This is a genomic window from Pseudomonas sp. B21-015, from assembly GCF_024749285.1.
Lineage (GTDB): Bacteria > Pseudomonadota > Gammaproteobacteria > Pseudomonadales > Pseudomonadaceae > Aquipseudomonas.
This window is the reverse complement of record NZ_CP087196.1, coordinates 5,671,441-5,687,292: the sequence shown is the minus strand read 5'-3', so window position 1 is coordinate 5,687,292 and position 15,852 is coordinate 5,671,441. Positions and strand designations below refer to the sequence as shown.

Here is a 15,852-nt window from a genome sequence, read left to right as displayed (position 1 = left end):
GTGTTCACACTCACTCAGCGTTCCTTGCGATTTTTCACGATTACCCTGCTTATGGCCTTGCTGGCATTGACCGGTTGCCAGACGACACCGCAAAAGGGCCTGACTGCGGCGCAGATCGCCATGCTCAAGCAGCAAGGGTTCGAGATGACCGATGAGGGGTGGGCCTTTGGCCTGTCCGACAAAGTGCTGTTCAGCAGTGATGTCGAGAGCCTCAACCCTGCCAGTACCGAGATCGTCGAGCGTATTGGCAAGGCGTTGTTGAGTGTGGGAATCGAGCGGGTGAGGGTTGACGGCCACACCGATACCTCGGGCAAAGAGCCCTATAACGAACAGCTTTCCCTGCGTCGCGCGAAAAGCGTTGGCAAGGTGCTGAGCGCTGTCGGCCTAAAAGAAGAAAACATTCAGTTTCGCGGCTTGGGCAGCAGCAAGCCCGTTGCGTCCAACGACACCGCGGCCGGACGCACCGAGAACCGTCGGGTGTCGATCGTGGTGAGCGCGGATTAATCGGCGAACAGCATCTTCCTGCTTTCCCCCATCAACTACCCATCGTGTCACCTATCGATTTCTTGGTTTGCTCCTTGTCACTCTGGGAGTTGCTCAAGGTGGTCCGCTGGTCGAAGGCTTTGGGAATGTCGTGTGTGTCCTACTTGGGGGCTGCGCCGGGTAAGCTTGCTGTGATGCTGATTAGGCACCTTATGAGCGGAAGGGATCAGGTTCGCCTGCACACTGTTTTAAACGAGTGATAACGTCAGGGTCAGTGAGAGCAGTATCGATTCGACCTTTAGCATCAAGGTAGATATCTATCATCCGCCCCCATTTTGGCGTTACATAGAAACACCTCTGAGCTCCCTTGTCGGTCCACCAATCGAACCTCATGAAGAAATCTTTATCAGGAAAAATATGGCCCCACTCGACGGATGAGCCACCCCCTTCGGGCATGTCACCCTTATAGATTCGATGCTGAGTGTTCCAGATGTATCGAAACTCTTCCTTTCCTTCATGCGAAAAATTGACTGCTACGACTGGAGAAGCCAAGTACCAAAACGCAATAGGGCAGACTAATAGGGCGACAAGCAGCCAGCGGCCGTATCTGATTTTAGTATTGCTTGCATTTGTGTTCACGGATGCCTTTCCCCCAGACATGCTTGTCACCCAATCGAGCAGAAGAAATCATCCTGCATCATCCTTGTCTCTTTCATCCATGGACAGTGACCAGTCTTATTCTGGCGCGCGGGAGGCTACCGGAAACGGATGGAGGAGTCTGTAGGAAAGTCTCAACCTTGGCCGGGACGGTCTCTTTGAGGATCTGGCAGAAAAATCTGAATGACCACCTCACTACGCATACGTGCGCAGGTTCCCCCGTAGGCCCTCGCGCCTGAGTCTTATCGCGTGTCCGCGTGGGTCCTTATCGCGCTCGCGCAGGCCTCTGGAAATTGGTCCTTTTCGGTGTCTGCGAGTACCTCTCAGTGTTACAAGTCGAGTGCCAACCACTGATACAAACCGTTGGCGAAGGCCTGCTGAGCTCGTTACGATGCCGCTACCTGATTCCTTGAAGAACTGTCAGTCGGCGAACAGCATCTTCCGACTTTCCCCCATCAACAGCCCTTGATTCTGCTCGGTGACGGCACGGATGTAGTCCCATAGCAACGTGATCCGCTTGAGCTTGCGCAAGTCCTCCCGGCAGTACATCCAGAACTGCCGGGTAATGGTGATTTCTTGCGGCAACACCGGCAGCAATCGCGGATCCTGAGCGGCCAGGAAGCACGGCAGAATCGCCAGTGATCGTCCTTGCTGGGCTGCCACAAACTGCGCAATCACGCTGGTGCTGCGCAGGTTGGCACTGGCGCCGGGCAACACATTCGCCAGGTACAGCAACTCCGAGCTGAACGCCAGATCGTCCACATAACTGATGAATTGATGCTTGCCCAAGTCTGCCGGGCGGCGGATCGGTGGGTGCTTGTCCAGATAATCCTGGGTCGCATACAGCTGCAATCGATAGTCGCAGAGTTTGCAGCAGACATAGGGGCCGTGTTCCGGCCGTTCCAGGGCGATGACGATGTCTGCCTCGCGCTTGGACAAGCTGATGAAGTGCGGCAGCGGCAGGATGTCCACCGAGATCGCCGGGTAGGCGTCGACGAAATGGCTCAGCTGCGGGGTGATGAAAAAGCTGCCGAACCCTTCGGTGCAGCCCATGCGCACATGCCCGGACAACGCCACGCCGGAGCCGGAAACCTGCTCGCAAGCCATGTGCAGGGTACTTTCGATCGACTCGGCGTAACCCAGTAGACGCTGGCCTTCGGCGGTCAGGACGAAACCACTGGTGCGGGATTTTTCGAACAGCAACGTACCCAATGCCGCTTCCAGCGAACTGATGCGCCGCGACACGGTGGTGTAGTCCACCGCCAGGCGTTTGGCTGCGGTGCTGGCCTTGCGAGTGCGGGCAACCTCGAGGAAAAACTTGAGGTCATCCCAGTTCAACGAGCCTAAAGACGTGATGTTTTTTTGCATGATGGACCGGCTTTTATGTGCGTTCTTATTAGAAGTTTGCACATCTATACTCCAAAAACAGTCCGACAACCAATTCGCGACACACGCCTCATCTCAAGGCGACTTTCTCGCCTTGGCTCCCCAGATAGCTCTCTACATAAGAACAACGTCCCGGAGACCAACATGAACGCATCGCTAGAAACCACCGTGCAAAAGGTCAAGTTGTTGATCGATGGCGAGTGGGTCGAGTCCCAGACCACCGAATGGCACGACATCGTCAACCCGGCGACCCAACAAGTGTTGGCCAAAGTCCCATTCGCGACGGCTGCCGAAGTCGATGCCGCTATCAGTGCTGCCCATCGTGCCTTCCAGACCTGGAAGCTGACGCCGATCGGCGCGCGGATGCGCATCATGCTCAAGCTTCAGGCGTTGATTCGTGAACACTCCAAGCGTATTGCCGTGGTGCTCAGCAATGAGCAGGGCAAAACTATCGCCGACGCTGAAGGTGATATCTTCCGCGGCCTGGAAGTGGTCGAACACGCTTGCTCCATTGGCAGCCTGCAAATGGGCGAGTTCGCCGAGAACGTCGCTGGCGGTGTAGACACCTACACCCTGCGTCAGCCAATCGGCGTCTGTGCCGGCATTACCCCGTTCAACTTTCCGGCGATGATTCCGCTATGGATGTTCCCGATGGCCATCGCCTGCGGCAACACCTTCGTGCTCAAGCCGTCCGAACAGGATCCGATGTCGACCATGCTGCTGGTGGAGCTGGCCATCGAAGCCGGCATTCCGCCGGGCGTGCTCAACGTCGTTCACGGCGGCAAGGATGTAGTGGACGCGCTCTGCACCCATAAGGACATCAAGGCTGTTTCGTTCGTCGGTTCGACCGCGGTCGGCACTCACGTCTACGACTTGGCCGGCAAACACGGCAAGCGCGTGCAATCGATGATGGGCGCCAAGAACCACGCCGTTGTGCTGCCCGATGCCAATCGCGAGCAGGCGCTCAATGCACTGGTCGGCGCCGGTTTCGGCGCAGCCGGGCAGCGCTGCATGGCCACCTCGGTGGTGGTGTTGGTGGGCGCGGCCAAACAATGGCTGCCGGATTTGAAAGCGCTGGCGCAGAAACTCAAGGTCAATGCCGGCAGCGAGCCGGGCACTGATGTTGGTCCGGTGATTTCCAAACGGGCCAAGGCGCGGATTCTCGAGCTGATCGAAAGCGGCATCAAGGAGGGTGCCAAGCTGGAGCTGGACGGTCGCGACATCAGCGTTCCGGGTTTTGAGCAGGGCAACTTTGTGGGGCCGACTCTGTTCTCCGGCGTAACCCCTGAGATGCAGATCTACACCCAGGAAATCTTCGGTCCAGTGCTGGTGGTACTGGAAGTCAACACCCTCGATGAAGCCATCGCCCTGGTCAACGCCAACCCGTTCGGCAACGGCACGGGCCTGTTTACCCAGAGCGGTGCGGCGGCGCGTAAATTCCAGACGGAAATCGACGTTGGCCAGGTCGGCATCAACATTCCGATTCCGGTGCCAGTGCCGTTCTTCAGTTTCACCGGTTCCCGTGGTTCGAAGCTCGGCGACCTCGGTCCGTATGGCAAGCAAGTGGTGCAGTTCTACACTCAAACCAAGACCGTCACCGCGCGCTGGTTCGACGATGACAGCGTCAACGACGGTGTGAACACCACCATCCACTTGCGTTAAGGAGCCGGACATGAAAATCGCTTTTATCGGTCTCGGCAACATGGGCGCGCCGATGGCGCGCAACCTGATCAAGGCCGGCCATTCACTGCGGCTGGTCGACCTGAACAAAGCTGTACTGGCAGAGCTCGAGCAACTGGGCGGCAGCATCAGCGCTTCGGCCCGTGAAGCGGCTCAAGGTGCAGAGCTGGTGATTACCATGCTGCCCGCCGCTGTGCATGTGCGCAGCGTCTGGCTGGGCGAAGATGGCGTGCTGGCGGGGATCGCCAAAGGCGTGCCGGCGGTGGATTGCAGCACCATTGATCCGCAGACGGCGCGTGATGTGGCTGCAGCTGCCGCCAAACAAGGTGTGGCCATGGCCGATGCCCCGGTCTCCGGCGGTACCGGCGGTGCAGCGGCCGGGACGCTGACCTTCATGGTCGGCGCCACGCCTGAATTGTTCGCCACCCTGCAACCGGTGCTGGCGCAGATGGGCCGCAACATTGTCCACTGTGGCGAAGTCGGCACCGGGCAAATCGCCAAAATCTGCAATAACCTGCTGCTGGCGATTTCCATGGTCGGCGTCAGCGAAGCCATGGCCTTGGGCGATGCGCTGGGGATCGACACGACGGTGCTGGCGGGGATCATCAACAGTTCCACCGGGCGTTGCTGGAGTTCGGAGATGTACAACCCGTGGCCCGGCATCGTCGAAACGGCGCCGGCCTCGCGCGGGTATACCGGCGGTTTCGGTGCCGAACTGATGCTCAAGGATCTGGGGTTGGCCACTGAGGCGGCACGTCAGGCGCACCAACCGGTGATGCTCGGCGCGCTGGCGCAGCAGTTGTATCAGGCGATGAGTCAGCGTGGGGAAGGGGGTAAGGACTTCTCGGCGATCATCAATAGCTATCGCAAACCCGTGTAGGAATTGCCGACGGCTGCGATCTTTTTTGGGACAACACAGCAAAAATTTTACCGAGAGATCACGTCGGGTGGCCTCTCGATTTTTTAGGGTGGCTGATCACTCGATGGAAGTGGGCGCGGTGACTGTCAAATCATACCGAACACAGTCGCTTTTACTGCCGCCTCCGCCTTGTTGGACGCGTTCAGTTTTTTGAGTGTGTTAACGATATGAAATTTTACTGTGCGTGCATCTATATTCAGGATGTTGCCAATCTCGATGTATGTCTTGCCCGATGCAGTCCACCTTAAGACCTCCCGCTCTCTATCGGTCAGTTCTGTGAGGGACTCTGGCATTCTTTCAGGTGATAAAAAACCACTCATGGTGGAGTGTACAAGACTGGTCAGCCACATCAGCTTGGGTTCCTGAAGTGCAAGTTCCCTGGCAGAAATGAAATCATGGCTACGCACCATGGAAAGCTGACCGATCACGCCAAATCTGCTGAACGCGCTCTGACACCAACCATGGGCGAGGCCGTGCATTCTGGCCTCCTCCCAGAACTGTCCATCCTGGGACGCCGATTGTGCTTCCCATGTGAGTGGTCGATGTGTATTCAGCGCGTGACGCACCGTAGGGTCCAGAAAAAAATAATTATTACTGATATAGCGCTCTTCCCAGGCTTTGGGGTAGGAGGACAACAAATGGAAGGTGGGGGGGCTGACAGGGAGGGGGATTCGAATGCCATAAGAACAGGATTGAAAACCTAAACTTTCAGCGATGCTTTGTAAGCTGGAAAATAATGCAGTTTCGGATTTGGATTCCGAACAGAGAGCCAGAAAATCTTCAAGCCAGTCAGACAAGGCATAGTCCTTTTTTTTATAATGCGTCCATGCAATCGGCAGTAGGGGGGCTGCCGTGTAAAATGATACGTCATGTCTATTGGGTTTTCCATTGATCTTATTTAACTCTCCGTGAGCACTACTTGAATATGACGTCGATTGTTGATTGTTTGATCAGGAATCAAGGGCGTTCATGGAAGTTGACGTTTAACCACCCTGTGTCGATGGTTATCGACGAATTGAGAGATAAGCTTCGTGGGTTGAGGATGCAGACAGTAACGTTCGGATAAAGTACTGCTGCAACGGCCGTCAGTATCGGTTGGGCAGATTTCGCCTTGACCGTCAACGGACACCCTAAGCCGGGCCGTGTCAATGGCTATGACCTGGATGAGAGTCTCTCGGAACACCTGCTTGCCAGGTAGCTGTCTTGCATGACCTGGGAGAGGCGAATGTTCCTGTGACCTGCCCAAACGGGCAGCTATGAACAAATAGCATTTACATCTCTAATTGGTGGGCTAACCAATGGGAGGGGTTATGTTGCGTTTGATTACAGGGATGAACAGCGAAATCAATCAAAACGTAATGTATGGGCTTGCAGAGTATCGTTACGAGATCTTTGTCAAAAAAATGGGCTGGCCACTGAACTGCCCGGAAGGTTTTGAACAAGATGAATTTGATCGGCCGGACACCGTATATGCGATTGTGCTGGATGCCGATAACAAAATATGTGGCTGTGCACGTCTGCTTCCAACGAACAAGCCATATTTGCTGTCAGAGCACTTTGTTCATCTAATGGGTGGTACCGGCCTCCCCAATAATTCGGAAACATGGGAACTGTCTCGCTTTGCGATTAGCTCTTCCAGAAATGGAAGTAGCCATTCAAGCAATCATTGGGCCGATACCGTTGCACTTGTTCGAAAAGTTATTACCACGGCGATAGAATTGGGCGCCAACAGATTGATTGCGGTATCGGCCGTGGGGAACGAGCGTCTATTGAAGCGCATGGGGGTCAATGTTCATCGAGTTTCGGTTCCTCAGCGAGTCGATCAGAAACCTGTTGTAGCATTTTGGATCGAGATTGATCAGCAGACCCTGTCCGCATTGGATATTGATTGTCCGGTTCGGGTGATTTCAAATTAAAGCGCTCTTCTTGCCATGTTTTTAGCGCCGAGAGACTTATTCATCGATAGCGCGCGTACCTGCGATTAATGGCAGGCAGTGGCGATCTCTGACTTCTCCTGCGTTGCAAGTATCGCGTCGACTATGACGCTTTTTATCCAAAGTAAGGATGTGCAAATGGCCGTTATTTCATCTCATCATGAATTTGTTGCATCAGAGAAAGAACTGCTTGAGTTGATCGACAAAGAGTTAAAAGATTCAGGTTTTAATGAGCTCGTTGTAATGGCGGGGCACTTCATGCTTTTTTATGATGAACAGACCCAGAAACTGGTTTCCGGTATATTTCAGGAGCATAACGACAATGTGCTCAAAGAGCGAATCAAGCAACGTGTCGGTATTTTTCCGAAGTACACATGGGATCTCTCGTTGGATATCGCCAAAAAATACCGAGAGTCGGTGGGTGATGTTAAGTTTCTAGTGCTGATAAACGACTGGCAGTATGTGCCTGAGACTGGATCGGCTAGTGAGCATCGAACAAAATTCTATGATGGTTTCACGCGACTGCCGAATACGTATCGGGAATCTCTGGAGATTCAAGGGGTATTTACTGAACAAGATGTCCTTCCGAGCCGTAAACACAGCCTTGCCTTCCCGGAAACATGGCTGAAATATAGATTCCAAAAAAGCGCCGCCAAATTGGTGAAGCAAGGGAAACTAGAGAAAAGAGTTCTTGAGGATCGCCCAAACCAATCGGAAATCTCTTTTCTGGATGAGGCTGGTCATTACCGGACGCTCATCAGTTGCGGCATTACGGGGTGCGCAGGGGAAGTGACGGAAATGATTTCCGAAGTCTATAAGGCCGGGAAGCGACTCATGCTCATATTCGCACCAGGTGAATGTCATGCACCTGTCAAGTCGGGTATCGAGATTGCTCTTTCTCTCTATAATCTGGAGGGAATGAAGATTGTCGTAGCGGACCCGGGGGGAAGTGGCGAACTGACACCGGAAGAGATATACAACAAAATGGTTAATTTTTCAGTCTTCCGTTCTTAATTTTGCGGTCAAGGCCTGTACAGAGGTAATCATGTACCGGCCTTAAGGCGGATGGTAAAGCAGTTATATTTTCAATGGGTAATCAGTAACCGTCCAGATCAAGACGTGGAGATGGCAGATGGATATATACCTGGACAGTGCGGCAACAACTCAATGTAATGATCAAGTCATTTTATCAATGCATCAGTTTCTCGCAGATCACTACGGTAATGCGTCATCCCCTCATAAAATGGGGAAAATTGCTCAGCATGCCGTGAATGTCGCTCGGGCGAAGATAGCGAGCGCACTGTGTGTATCTCCGACCGAGGTCGTGTTCACTTCCGGCGCTACCGAAAGTAATAACATTGTCATTCAGGGCGCGTTTGGCTATGGAGAGACGGCGCCGGTCAATGCAGTGTTTTGTCCCATTGACCATAAGTCTACTATTGAAGTCTCAAAGGAATTGTGCCGAAGAGGCGTTGACGTGCGTTATGTCAAGGTCGGGCGAAATGGGCGTGTCTGCCTGTCATCTCTTGAAGCGCTGATTGATGATAATACCCGGTTGGTCAGTATCAGTTACGTCAACTCGGAAATCGGAACGTTTCAGGATCTCAAAGAAATTTCTCATCTTTGTGAGTCTCGCCAACTCATTCTGCATATCGATGCTGCCCAGGCGTTCGGCAAGGTGAAACTGGAAGTAGAGAACAGTCGAATCGACTGTATTTCATTGTCCGCTCACAAGATCGGAGGGCCCAAGGGGATTGGGGCCCTGTATGTGCGCAAAGCCATTCAGCAACGCTTGCGTCCACTGACGTTTGGCGGTGAGCGTAACAGCCTGAGAAGCGGCACCCTGCCGACTCAATTGATCGTCGGCTTGGGTGTGGCTTGCGAGATACGGGGCGGCGCAGACCTGGAGAGTGAATGGAACCACCTCACAACTCTTCGGGATTTGTTCCTCTCGGGCCTGTCTTTTGCGGGGGTAACGTATGAGGTGAACTCCTCTTTGGACGTGAGTGTGCCCCATATCTTGAATATCAGTTTTCAAGGCGTTCGTGCCGAAACCCTGATCAGCTCCCTGGATAATATTTGTATTGCATCAGGATCGGCTTGTAACTCCGACAGTATGGAGCCCTCTTATGTGTTGAAAGGCATCGGCATGAGTGATCAGGACGCTAACTGTTCCGTGAGAATTTCATTGCATCCGGGCATTACCAGATCGCAAATCGAAGACGCCGTTCGCATTGTTGCCAATAAGGTGCTGCAACTTCAGTCGTTAGTATAAATTCCGATCCCAAAGGAGATGACAGTGACAAAGCAAAGAAAGTTCTTGATCCTGAAAGGCGGGAGTTCATCTGAGCGAGAAGTTTCTCTCAAGACAGCCGCACAGGTAGAGGCCGCATTTGAACGCATGGGGCTGGATTATCAATCGCGGGAGTTAAATGGTTTTTCCGAAGGGTTGTCCTTGCCATTGAAGGGTGTTGATTATGTATTCAATGCGCTGCACGGAGGGTATGGGGAGGATGGGACTCTTCAGGCATTTTTGGATGGCTTGAATATTCGCTACAACGGTGCGGGTCGTGAGGCCAGCGCAATCTGCATGAGTAAGGTGCTGACTCGTCTGGTCGCTTCGGCAAGCGGTGTCCGCGTTCCGGAAGGTGTCTGGATAGCGTGTGGGGAAGTCGCAAACTTTAGTCGCTTGCAATCTATCCTCGGGACGACCTTCGTTGTAAAACCGGATGCGCAAGGATGCAGCATCGGTGTGAGTGCTATAAACAATAGAGATGATTTCGATGTAGCACTGTCCATATTGAACAGGTTCAAGGGGCGGGTTTTGTTTGAAGAGTTGGTGTCAGGTGATGAAATCACCGTGGGAGTGCTCAATGGAGAAATATTGCCATTCTTACTGATATCTCATGCTCACTCGTTGTTCAGTTACGATGCCAAATTTCACTCCCCGGAAACCACACGCTATTCGATTGCGCAGATGCCCCCTGAAACAGTGGCGCGTGTTGAGGATGATGTTCGGCAGATGTGCAGGATTCTCGCTATCAAGGACTACGCCCGATTTGATTTTATTATCAGGGACGGAGTGCCATTTCTTCTTGAGGTCAACACGTTACCGGGTTTGAATTCACACAGCGTGTTCGTCAAGGCGAGTGGGTTGGCGGGTATGGATTACGATAATGTTATTGGAAAAATTATCAACGCCTGATTAAAGTGCGATCACCGTCCGCTGGGGAGGGCGGCTGTGCCTGATGATTCGCCAAGGAGTAGGGATGCAGTTATCGGATAGCTTTCGCACAAATGCGGCGTTGGCCGTGCTTGTAGGGGTTTGGACGCTCGGCTGGTTTTTAACCGAAGTAGGTTTGGAGAGTTCGACTCCTTTTTCATTCACCGCCGTGCGATTTTTGCTTGCGGCGGTTTTAATGCAGTCAATTTTGGCATGGCGGCAAAAGCGCGGTGCATTGAAGAGCATGGAATGGGTATGGGTCGCTCTTATCGGATTGTTTCAGACCACGCTAATGTTTTCGCTCGCGACTTATGGTTTGCTTGAGGTGGGGATAGCCAGAGCAGCGATTCTCATTTACTCCACGCCCTTGTGGAGCAGTTTGCTGGGTTGGCTGTTTTTGAAGGAGCGTTTTACACCCCTCAAATGTGCAGGCTTGATGGCCGGTTGTGTTGGAATGGTGGTCATGGTTTCCCCAAGCCTGTCAAAAGAGAGTTTCATTGGGGAAGCATTGCTGGTCGGCTCGGCCATGTCATGGTCAATATCGAGCTTTCTTTTGAAAAAATACCTTCCGAATACTGACAAGTTGACCATCGGAACATGGCAAATGACCTTTGGAGCGATTGGACTACTAGTGCTCATGCTAATGGTCGATGGTGGAGTCAAATTCAACGTAAACGCTGAGAGTCTGCTCGCCATGTTGTATGTCAGCGTCATTGGGTCGGTTGTTGCATTTTCACTGTGGTTTTATGTTGTGCCGCGCATTGACCTGCTTCACTCCAGCATGGCGTCGGTAGCCGTGCCTGTCGCGGTGTTGGGAATAGAAGGTGTTGCCTTGGAGCAACACCTGGATACGACATTGCTGTCGGCTTCGATGTTGATCATCGGAGGGATCGTTCTGGTGTTTCTCAGCGATCATATGGGTAGAAACAAGCGCTAGTGCACGAACTTACGTCGTTCACAGGCTTGCTTCGCCATGCCTTGGGCGCGCCATCCATTTTCGCGCCCGGCCGATTTGGGTTTTACGCAAATACAAAATATTTACGTACTGTCTCAACAACTTCCCAAGTGCCTTTCATGCCGGGTTCAACTATAAAAATATCACCAGCTTTCAAATGAATAGGCTCCTGCCCGTCAGGTGTAATGATGCAATACCCCTCGCGGAAGTCGCAGTATTCCCATTTCACGTATTCCACATACCACTTTCCCGGCGTGCAGATCCAGGTGCCCATGATCTTGCTGCCATCTTCGCTGGTGTAGGCGTTGAGGTTGACGGTGTGCGGGTCGCCTTCGAGTTTTTCCCATTTGCAGGCGTCGAGCACGGGCAGCGGATGGGTATCGCGTAGGACGGTAATCGGTGCGGTCATGATGACTCCGGGCAGTGGGTTCAAGAACTGAAGTCGCACCCTATAGCGCCCATACACCGTTCAGTTGTCTGTATTCGACATCGAGCTGTCCAGAAACGCGCAGACCTCAAAGGCTTTCCAGCGGGCAATCGGCTTTGGCCTGTGTGAGTCGGGCTTCAAACTCGACCAATTGCTCGTGTTGATACCTGAGCGCGGCAATCCTCTCGCTGATTTCGCACTTCTTGGCATCGATGGCCTGCTGCGCCAATGACCAGGGCATCGTCTGGCCTTGATGGCCGGTAAAGATCGCCTGCAACTCCTTGAGCCGGAAACCCAGTTGTTGAGCGCACTTGATGAAGATCAGCAAGTCGACGCTTTGCTGGTCATAGACACGGTATTTTCCTTGTCGCTGAGCGGTAGGCAGCAAGCCGATCGACTCGTAATGGCGGATGCTCTTGATCGTCGTTCCGGAGCGCTGCGCGGCTTGGCCGATGTACATGAAAAGTCCTTTTTTGCCGTGGGTAAGCCAGACCCATTATCGGCAGACTCATCGGCTGGCGATAGCCTGGGCTTGCAGCAGCCAGGTTTCGCGCTGACCGGCGCTGGACCCCAGAATCGGCCCGAAGGTGAGCGTGCGCCGGGGTTCGATGCCGCAAAACGCCAGGGTGGTTTTGCGCATCTGATGCAGCCCGGGCATGCGGTAGATCCAGCGGTAATACCAGGGTGGCGTGTCCATGGTCACGAGTAGATGCGCACTGCGGCCATGCAGCAATTTGTCGGGAAAGGCTTTGCCTTCGCGGTACTTGAAGGCGAAGCCTGGCAGCAACACTCGATCGAGAAAACCCTTGAGCAAAGCCGGTACGCCACCCCACCAGATCGGGTAGACCAGGGTCAGGTGTTCGGCCCACAGAATGTCTGCCTGAGCACGGCGCAGGTCGGCTTCCAGTGGCTGCACCTGTTGATAGCCTTCGCGCAACACCGGGTCGAAGTCCATGTTGCCCAGCCACAGCTGGCGCACCTCATGCCCGGCCCGCAACGCCGATTGTGCGTAGCGTTCGGCCAGTGCGCCGCAGAAACTGTTGCTTGAGGGATGGCCAAGAATCACCAGAATTCGTTTGCTCACCGTAGTTGTCCCTGAAGATGAAAACTCAAGGGTAAAGTCTGCCCCTCAGGGGAGAGTCAAGGCGCTCAGCAAGGCCTGGGCATAACCGGGCAGCGTGGCGAAGTCCTTGGCGCACAGCAACAGTTTGCGTCGGGCCCACGGCTCTTTCAGTGCGATGCTTTTGAACGGTGTTTCAGCTGGCCAGCGTTCGACCGCCGCCAAGGGCACGATCGCCAGCCCGGCACCTCGGGCGACCATGCGCATCACGCCATCGAAGCCATCGGCACGGATGCGGATTTGCATCCGTGAGCCGCTGTGCAGGGCTTGCTCTTCCAGGTACACGGCCAAGGCGCTGTTGGCGTTCAGGCCGACGTAATCATGATGCAAGGTGGCGCTGAAATTTAACGGTCCGGTGTCGGCCAAGGGGTGATCTCGCGCAAGGATCAGTACCAGCGGGTCGTCGCGGAAATAACGGGTCTGAAGGCCGTCGGAATCCACGGCGTCAGACACGATGCCCAGGTCCGCCGCACCTTGGCGCAAGGCGTGGGTGATGCGCGTGCTGGGCAACTCTTGCAGGTCGATGTCGAGGTTTGGATGGGCGCGCAGAAAGTCTGCCAGCAACTCCGGCAGGTACTCGGTGATTGCAGTGGTGTTGCACACCAACCGCACCTGGCCTTTGACGCCTTTGGCGTATTCAAGCAAGTCCTGCTGCATGCGCTCGGCCTGTTGCAAAAGGACTTGGGCGTGCTGTGCCAAGGCTGTTCCGGCTGGGGTAGGGCTGACACCGCGACGACCTCGCTCAAGGAACTCGACACCCAGTGAAGCCTCCATGGCGCGGATTCGCGCACTCGCCGCCGCCAGCGACAAATGGCTGCGCGCGGCGCCGGCGGTGATGTTGCCGGTGTCGAGGATGTTCAGGTGGAGGCGCAGGTCGGTCAGGTCGAAGTGCATCGGCAACCTCTGGATGTTTGTTGTCAGGACGGGCGCCTTCGCGGGCAAGCCCGCTCCCACAGGGATCTTTGGCGGACACACAAATTTGTGTTCGATACATTTCAACTGTGGGAGCGAGGCTTGCCCGCGAAGGCGTCAGCAGCCGCAACGAAGAACTTTAGCCTCTACCAAATCAAGAGGCAGCCTCAGTATATGGCAGATTTTCAGCGCAACCTTCAGGGCTCACCATAGCCCCATGAATACACTCGCCGCGTTCTACCAACACCTGGGTTTGGCCCTGTCCTTATTGGTGATCGCCACCTTCCTGCTGGCCGGGATGATCAAAGGCGTGATCGGCCTCGGACTACCGACCATTGCCATGGGCTTGCTCGGTCTGGCTATGGCGCCGTCGCAGGCTGCGGCATTGCTGATTATTCCCGCGACGCTGACCAACGTCTGGCAACTGGCATTCGGCGGCCATTTGCGCGGGCTGCTTAACCGGCTGTGGCCGATGCTGCTGGCGATTTTCATCGGCACCGGCGCCGGCACAGTATGGATCGGCATGGCCGGTGGACACTGGGTGGTGCGGGGGCTGGGGGCGGCGTTGTTGATTTACGCCTTGAGTGGGTTGTTCCTGCCGACCTTGCGCGTCGGCGGTCGCACCGAGCGTTGGCTCGGTCCGCTCTGCGGTGTGCTGACGGGCGTCATCACCTCGGCCACCGGTGTCTTCGTGATTCCGGCGGTGCCTTACCTGCAAGCGCTGGGCTTGAACAAGGATGAACTGGTGCAGGCGCTGGGCCTGTCGTTCACCGTCTCGACCCTCGCGTTGGCCGCCGGCCTGTTATGGCGCGGCGCCCTCGGCGGTGGTGAATTGAGTGCATCACTGCTGGCGCTGATCCCGGCGGTGCTCGGTATGTTGCTGGGCCAATGGCTGCGCCAGCGGATCAGCGCCGTGTTGTTCAAGCGGGTGTTCTTCATCGGCCTTGGCGCGCTCGGCAGCCATTTGCTGATCAGCGGCTAGCGGACGAAGTGCTGAGCATCTCGATCGAGCGGATATCGAAATCCCGCTCCAGATACTCCATGCGCTGGTCGAGGAACTGCTTCATGTGTGGCAGGTTCGAGTGCTCGTCCAGATGGGCCTGGGATTGCCAGATCTCGTAGAAGATAAACAGCGTCGGGTCCTGTTGGTCTCGCAGCATGTGGTACTCGATGCAACCGGGCTCGGCGCGACTCGGTTCGACATAGGCACGGAAGAACGCTTCGAAAGCCTCGGCTTTTTCCGGGCGGGTCTTGGCGTACAGGATGAAGCCTTGCAGTTCGCTCATCAGGGTGTCCTTGAAAGTCTGAATCGGCGCAAGTTTATGGCAACAATCGCTCGTCGATTCGTGCGTATTGGTCAAATGAATTTTGCTGATCGAGCGCTTATTCCACGCGAGGCTGATCGCTACTCTGCCGCCATCGAATTTCAACCTTGCGAGATTTCTCATGAAAAAAGTCCTGTTGCTCAATGGCGGAAAAAAATTTGCCCACTCCGATGGTCGCTACAACACGACGCTGCACGAAGCGGCGCTGAGCGTGCTGGATCGCGGTGGTGTGGATGTGAAAGCCACATTCATCGACGAGGGTTACGACGTCGCCGAAGAGGTCGCCAAATTCCTCTGGGCCGATGTGATCATTTATCAGATGCCGGGCTGGTGGATGGGCGCACCCTGGACCGTCAAGAAATACGTCGATGAAGTCTTCACCGAAGGCCACGGCAGCCTCTACGCCAGCGATGGCCGCACGCGCTCCGACGCGTCGCAAAAATACGGCAGCGGCGGTCTGTTGCACGGTAAGAAATACATGCTGTCGCTGACCTGGAACGCCCCGCAGCAAGCCTTCGACGACCCGACCGATTTCTTCGAAGCCAAGGGCGTGGATGCGGTGTACTTCCCGTTCCACAAAGCCAACACCTTCCTCGGTATGACCGGTTTGCCGACCTTCCTGTGCGTGGATGTGATGAAACGCCCGAACGTCGAAGCTGATGTGGTGCGTTATGAGCAGCACTTGAGCGAGGTGTTTGGCCTTAAGGCATAACGCTCAGCTACTATCGATATCTGAAGCGGGCACCGAATCCGTGGCAAGGGAGCTTGCTCCCGCTCGGCGGCGAAGCCGTCGTAAAGTCAGTCGACGTGGTTTGCTGAATCACTGCATTG

The 15,852-nt window shown here is 54.9% G+C and carries 19 protein-coding genes; 11 read left to right on the top strand and 8 right to left on the bottom strand.

All coding sequences use genetic code 11. The annotated features are described in order from the left end of the window. Positions 1-504, top strand: a complete 504-nt coding sequence (locus LOY38_RS26075; RefSeq protein ID WP_258697674.1) for an OmpA family protein — start codon at positions 1-3, stop codon at positions 502-504. Continuing rightward, positions 500-667 (top strand): gp19.5 family protein, encoded by a 168-nt coding sequence (locus tag LOY38_RS30425; protein WP_408980641.1) that lies wholly within the window; start codon positions 500-502, stop codon positions 665-667. The genes LOY38_RS26075 and LOY38_RS30425 overlap by 5 nt, the downstream gene beginning before the upstream one ends. Positions 668-693: 26 nt before the next feature. On the opposite strand, the gene LOY38_RS26070 is transcribed toward LOY38_RS30425, so the two are convergent. Together LOY38_RS26070 and LOY38_RS26065 are read right to left on the bottom strand one after the other, a co-directional pair. Next, positions 694-1,143 carry a hypothetical protein gene (locus LOY38_RS26070; RefSeq protein ID WP_408980543.1) on the bottom strand — a complete coding sequence of 150 codons (450 nt, stop codon included), beginning with the start codon at positions 1,141-1,143 and terminating at the stop codon, positions 694-696. 417 nt (positions 1,144-1,560) lie between these two features. Further along, positions 1,561-2,508, bottom strand: a complete 948-nt coding sequence (locus LOY38_RS26065) for a LysR family transcriptional regulator (protein WP_258697672.1) — start codon at positions 2,506-2,508, stop codon at positions 1,561-1,563. Positions 2,509-2,670: 162 nt separating this feature from the next. On the opposite strand from LOY38_RS26065, the gene LOY38_RS26060 reads away from it, so the two are divergent. Together LOY38_RS26060 and mmsB are read left to right on the top strand one after the other, a co-directional pair. Then, complete coding sequence (locus LOY38_RS26060; protein ID WP_258697671.1) at positions 2,671-4,188, top strand: CoA-acylating methylmalonate-semialdehyde dehydrogenase; 1,518 nt, start codon at positions 2,671-2,673, stop codon at positions 4,186-4,188. Positions 4,189-4,198: 10 nt separating this feature from the next. Next, entirely contained in the window at positions 4,199-5,086 is an 888-nt protein-coding gene (gene mmsB, locus LOY38_RS26055; RefSeq protein WP_258697670.1) for a 3-hydroxyisobutyrate dehydrogenase, read from the top strand. Between the two features lie 125 nt (positions 5,087-5,211). On the opposite strand, the gene LOY38_RS26050 is transcribed toward mmsB, so the two are convergent. Next, the gene (locus LOY38_RS26050) at positions 5,212-5,922 is read right to left on the bottom strand and encodes a LuxR family transcriptional regulator (RefSeq protein ID WP_258697669.1); all 711 of its coding nucleotides are present in this window, start codon (positions 5,920-5,922) and stop codon (positions 5,212-5,214) included. 513 nt (positions 5,923-6,435) lie between these two features. Here LOY38_RS26050 and LOY38_RS26045 point away from each other — a divergent pair. The 5 genes from LOY38_RS26045 to LOY38_RS26025 all read left to right on the top strand — a co-directional run bounded on the left by LOY38_RS26045 (position 6,436) and on the right by LOY38_RS26025 (position 11,219). Next, positions 6,436-7,041 (top strand): acyl-homoserine-lactone synthase, encoded by a 606-nt coding sequence (locus tag LOY38_RS26045; RefSeq protein ID WP_258697668.1) that lies wholly within the window; start codon positions 6,436-6,438, stop codon positions 7,039-7,041. Positions 7,042-7,197: 156 nt separating this feature from the next. After that, positions 7,198-8,073 carry an LPD16 domain-containing protein gene (locus LOY38_RS26040; RefSeq protein ID WP_258697667.1) on the top strand — a complete coding sequence of 292 codons (876 nt, stop codon included), beginning with the start codon at positions 7,198-7,200 and terminating at the stop codon, positions 8,071-8,073. A gap of 118 nt (positions 8,074-8,191) precedes the next feature. Further along, positions 8,192-9,334 (top strand): cysteine desulfurase family protein, encoded by a 1,143-nt coding sequence (locus LOY38_RS26035; RefSeq protein WP_258697666.1) that lies wholly within the window; start codon positions 8,192-8,194, stop codon positions 9,332-9,334. 24 nt (positions 9,335-9,358) lie between these two features. Then, positions 9,359-10,264, top strand: coding sequence for a D-alanine--D-alanine ligase (locus LOY38_RS26030; protein ID WP_258697665.1), 906 nt, complete (start codon positions 9,359-9,361; stop codon positions 10,262-10,264). A gap of 64 nt (positions 10,265-10,328) precedes the next feature. Further along, complete coding sequence (locus LOY38_RS26025) at positions 10,329-11,219, top strand: DMT family transporter (protein ID WP_258697664.1); 891 nt, start codon at positions 10,329-10,331, stop codon at positions 11,217-11,219. A gap of 82 nt (positions 11,220-11,301) precedes the next feature. Here LOY38_RS26025 and LOY38_RS26020 read toward each other — a convergent pair whose 3' ends face one another. From LOY38_RS26020 to LOY38_RS26005, 4 genes are all read right to left on the bottom strand, one after another. Continuing rightward, positions 11,302-11,646, bottom strand: coding sequence for a cupin domain-containing protein (locus LOY38_RS26020; protein WP_258697663.1), 345 nt, complete (start codon positions 11,644-11,646; stop codon positions 11,302-11,304). Between the two features lie 106 nt (positions 11,647-11,752). Next, on the bottom strand, positions 11,753-12,124 hold the full coding sequence (locus tag LOY38_RS26015; RefSeq protein ID WP_258697662.1) for a MerR family transcriptional regulator: 372 nt from the start codon (positions 12,122-12,124) through the stop codon (positions 11,753-11,755). Between the two features lie 48 nt (positions 12,125-12,172). Then, positions 12,173-12,748, bottom strand: a complete 576-nt coding sequence (locus LOY38_RS26010; protein ID WP_258697661.1) for an NAD(P)H-dependent oxidoreductase — start codon at positions 12,746-12,748, stop codon at positions 12,173-12,175. 45 nt (positions 12,749-12,793) lie between these two features. Continuing rightward, complete coding sequence (locus LOY38_RS26005) at positions 12,794-13,678, bottom strand: LysR substrate-binding domain-containing protein (protein ID WP_258697660.1); 885 nt, start codon at positions 13,676-13,678, stop codon at positions 12,794-12,796. 235 nt (positions 13,679-13,913) lie between these two features. Here LOY38_RS26005 and LOY38_RS26000 point away from each other — a divergent pair, with 235 nt between their 5' ends. Next, a complete protein-coding gene (locus LOY38_RS26000; RefSeq protein ID WP_258697659.1) occupies positions 13,914-14,678 on the top strand; it encodes a sulfite exporter TauE/SafE family protein in 765 nt (254 codons plus the stop codon). Here the strand turns inward: LOY38_RS26000 and LOY38_RS25995 are convergent. Continuing rightward, entirely contained in the window at positions 14,668-14,982 is a 315-nt protein-coding gene (locus tag LOY38_RS25995) for a putative quinol monooxygenase (RefSeq protein WP_258697658.1), read from the bottom strand. The two genes, LOY38_RS26000 and LOY38_RS25995, sit on opposite strands and share 11 nt — an antisense overlap. A gap of 160 nt (positions 14,983-15,142) precedes the next feature. Here LOY38_RS25995 and LOY38_RS25990 point away from each other — a divergent pair, with 160 nt between their 5' ends. Beyond that, positions 15,143-15,733 carry an NAD(P)H-dependent oxidoreductase gene (locus tag LOY38_RS25990; RefSeq protein ID WP_258697657.1) on the top strand — a complete coding sequence of 197 codons (591 nt, stop codon included), beginning with the start codon at positions 15,143-15,145 and terminating at the stop codon, positions 15,731-15,733. Positions 15,734-15,852: the final 119 nt, after the last annotated feature.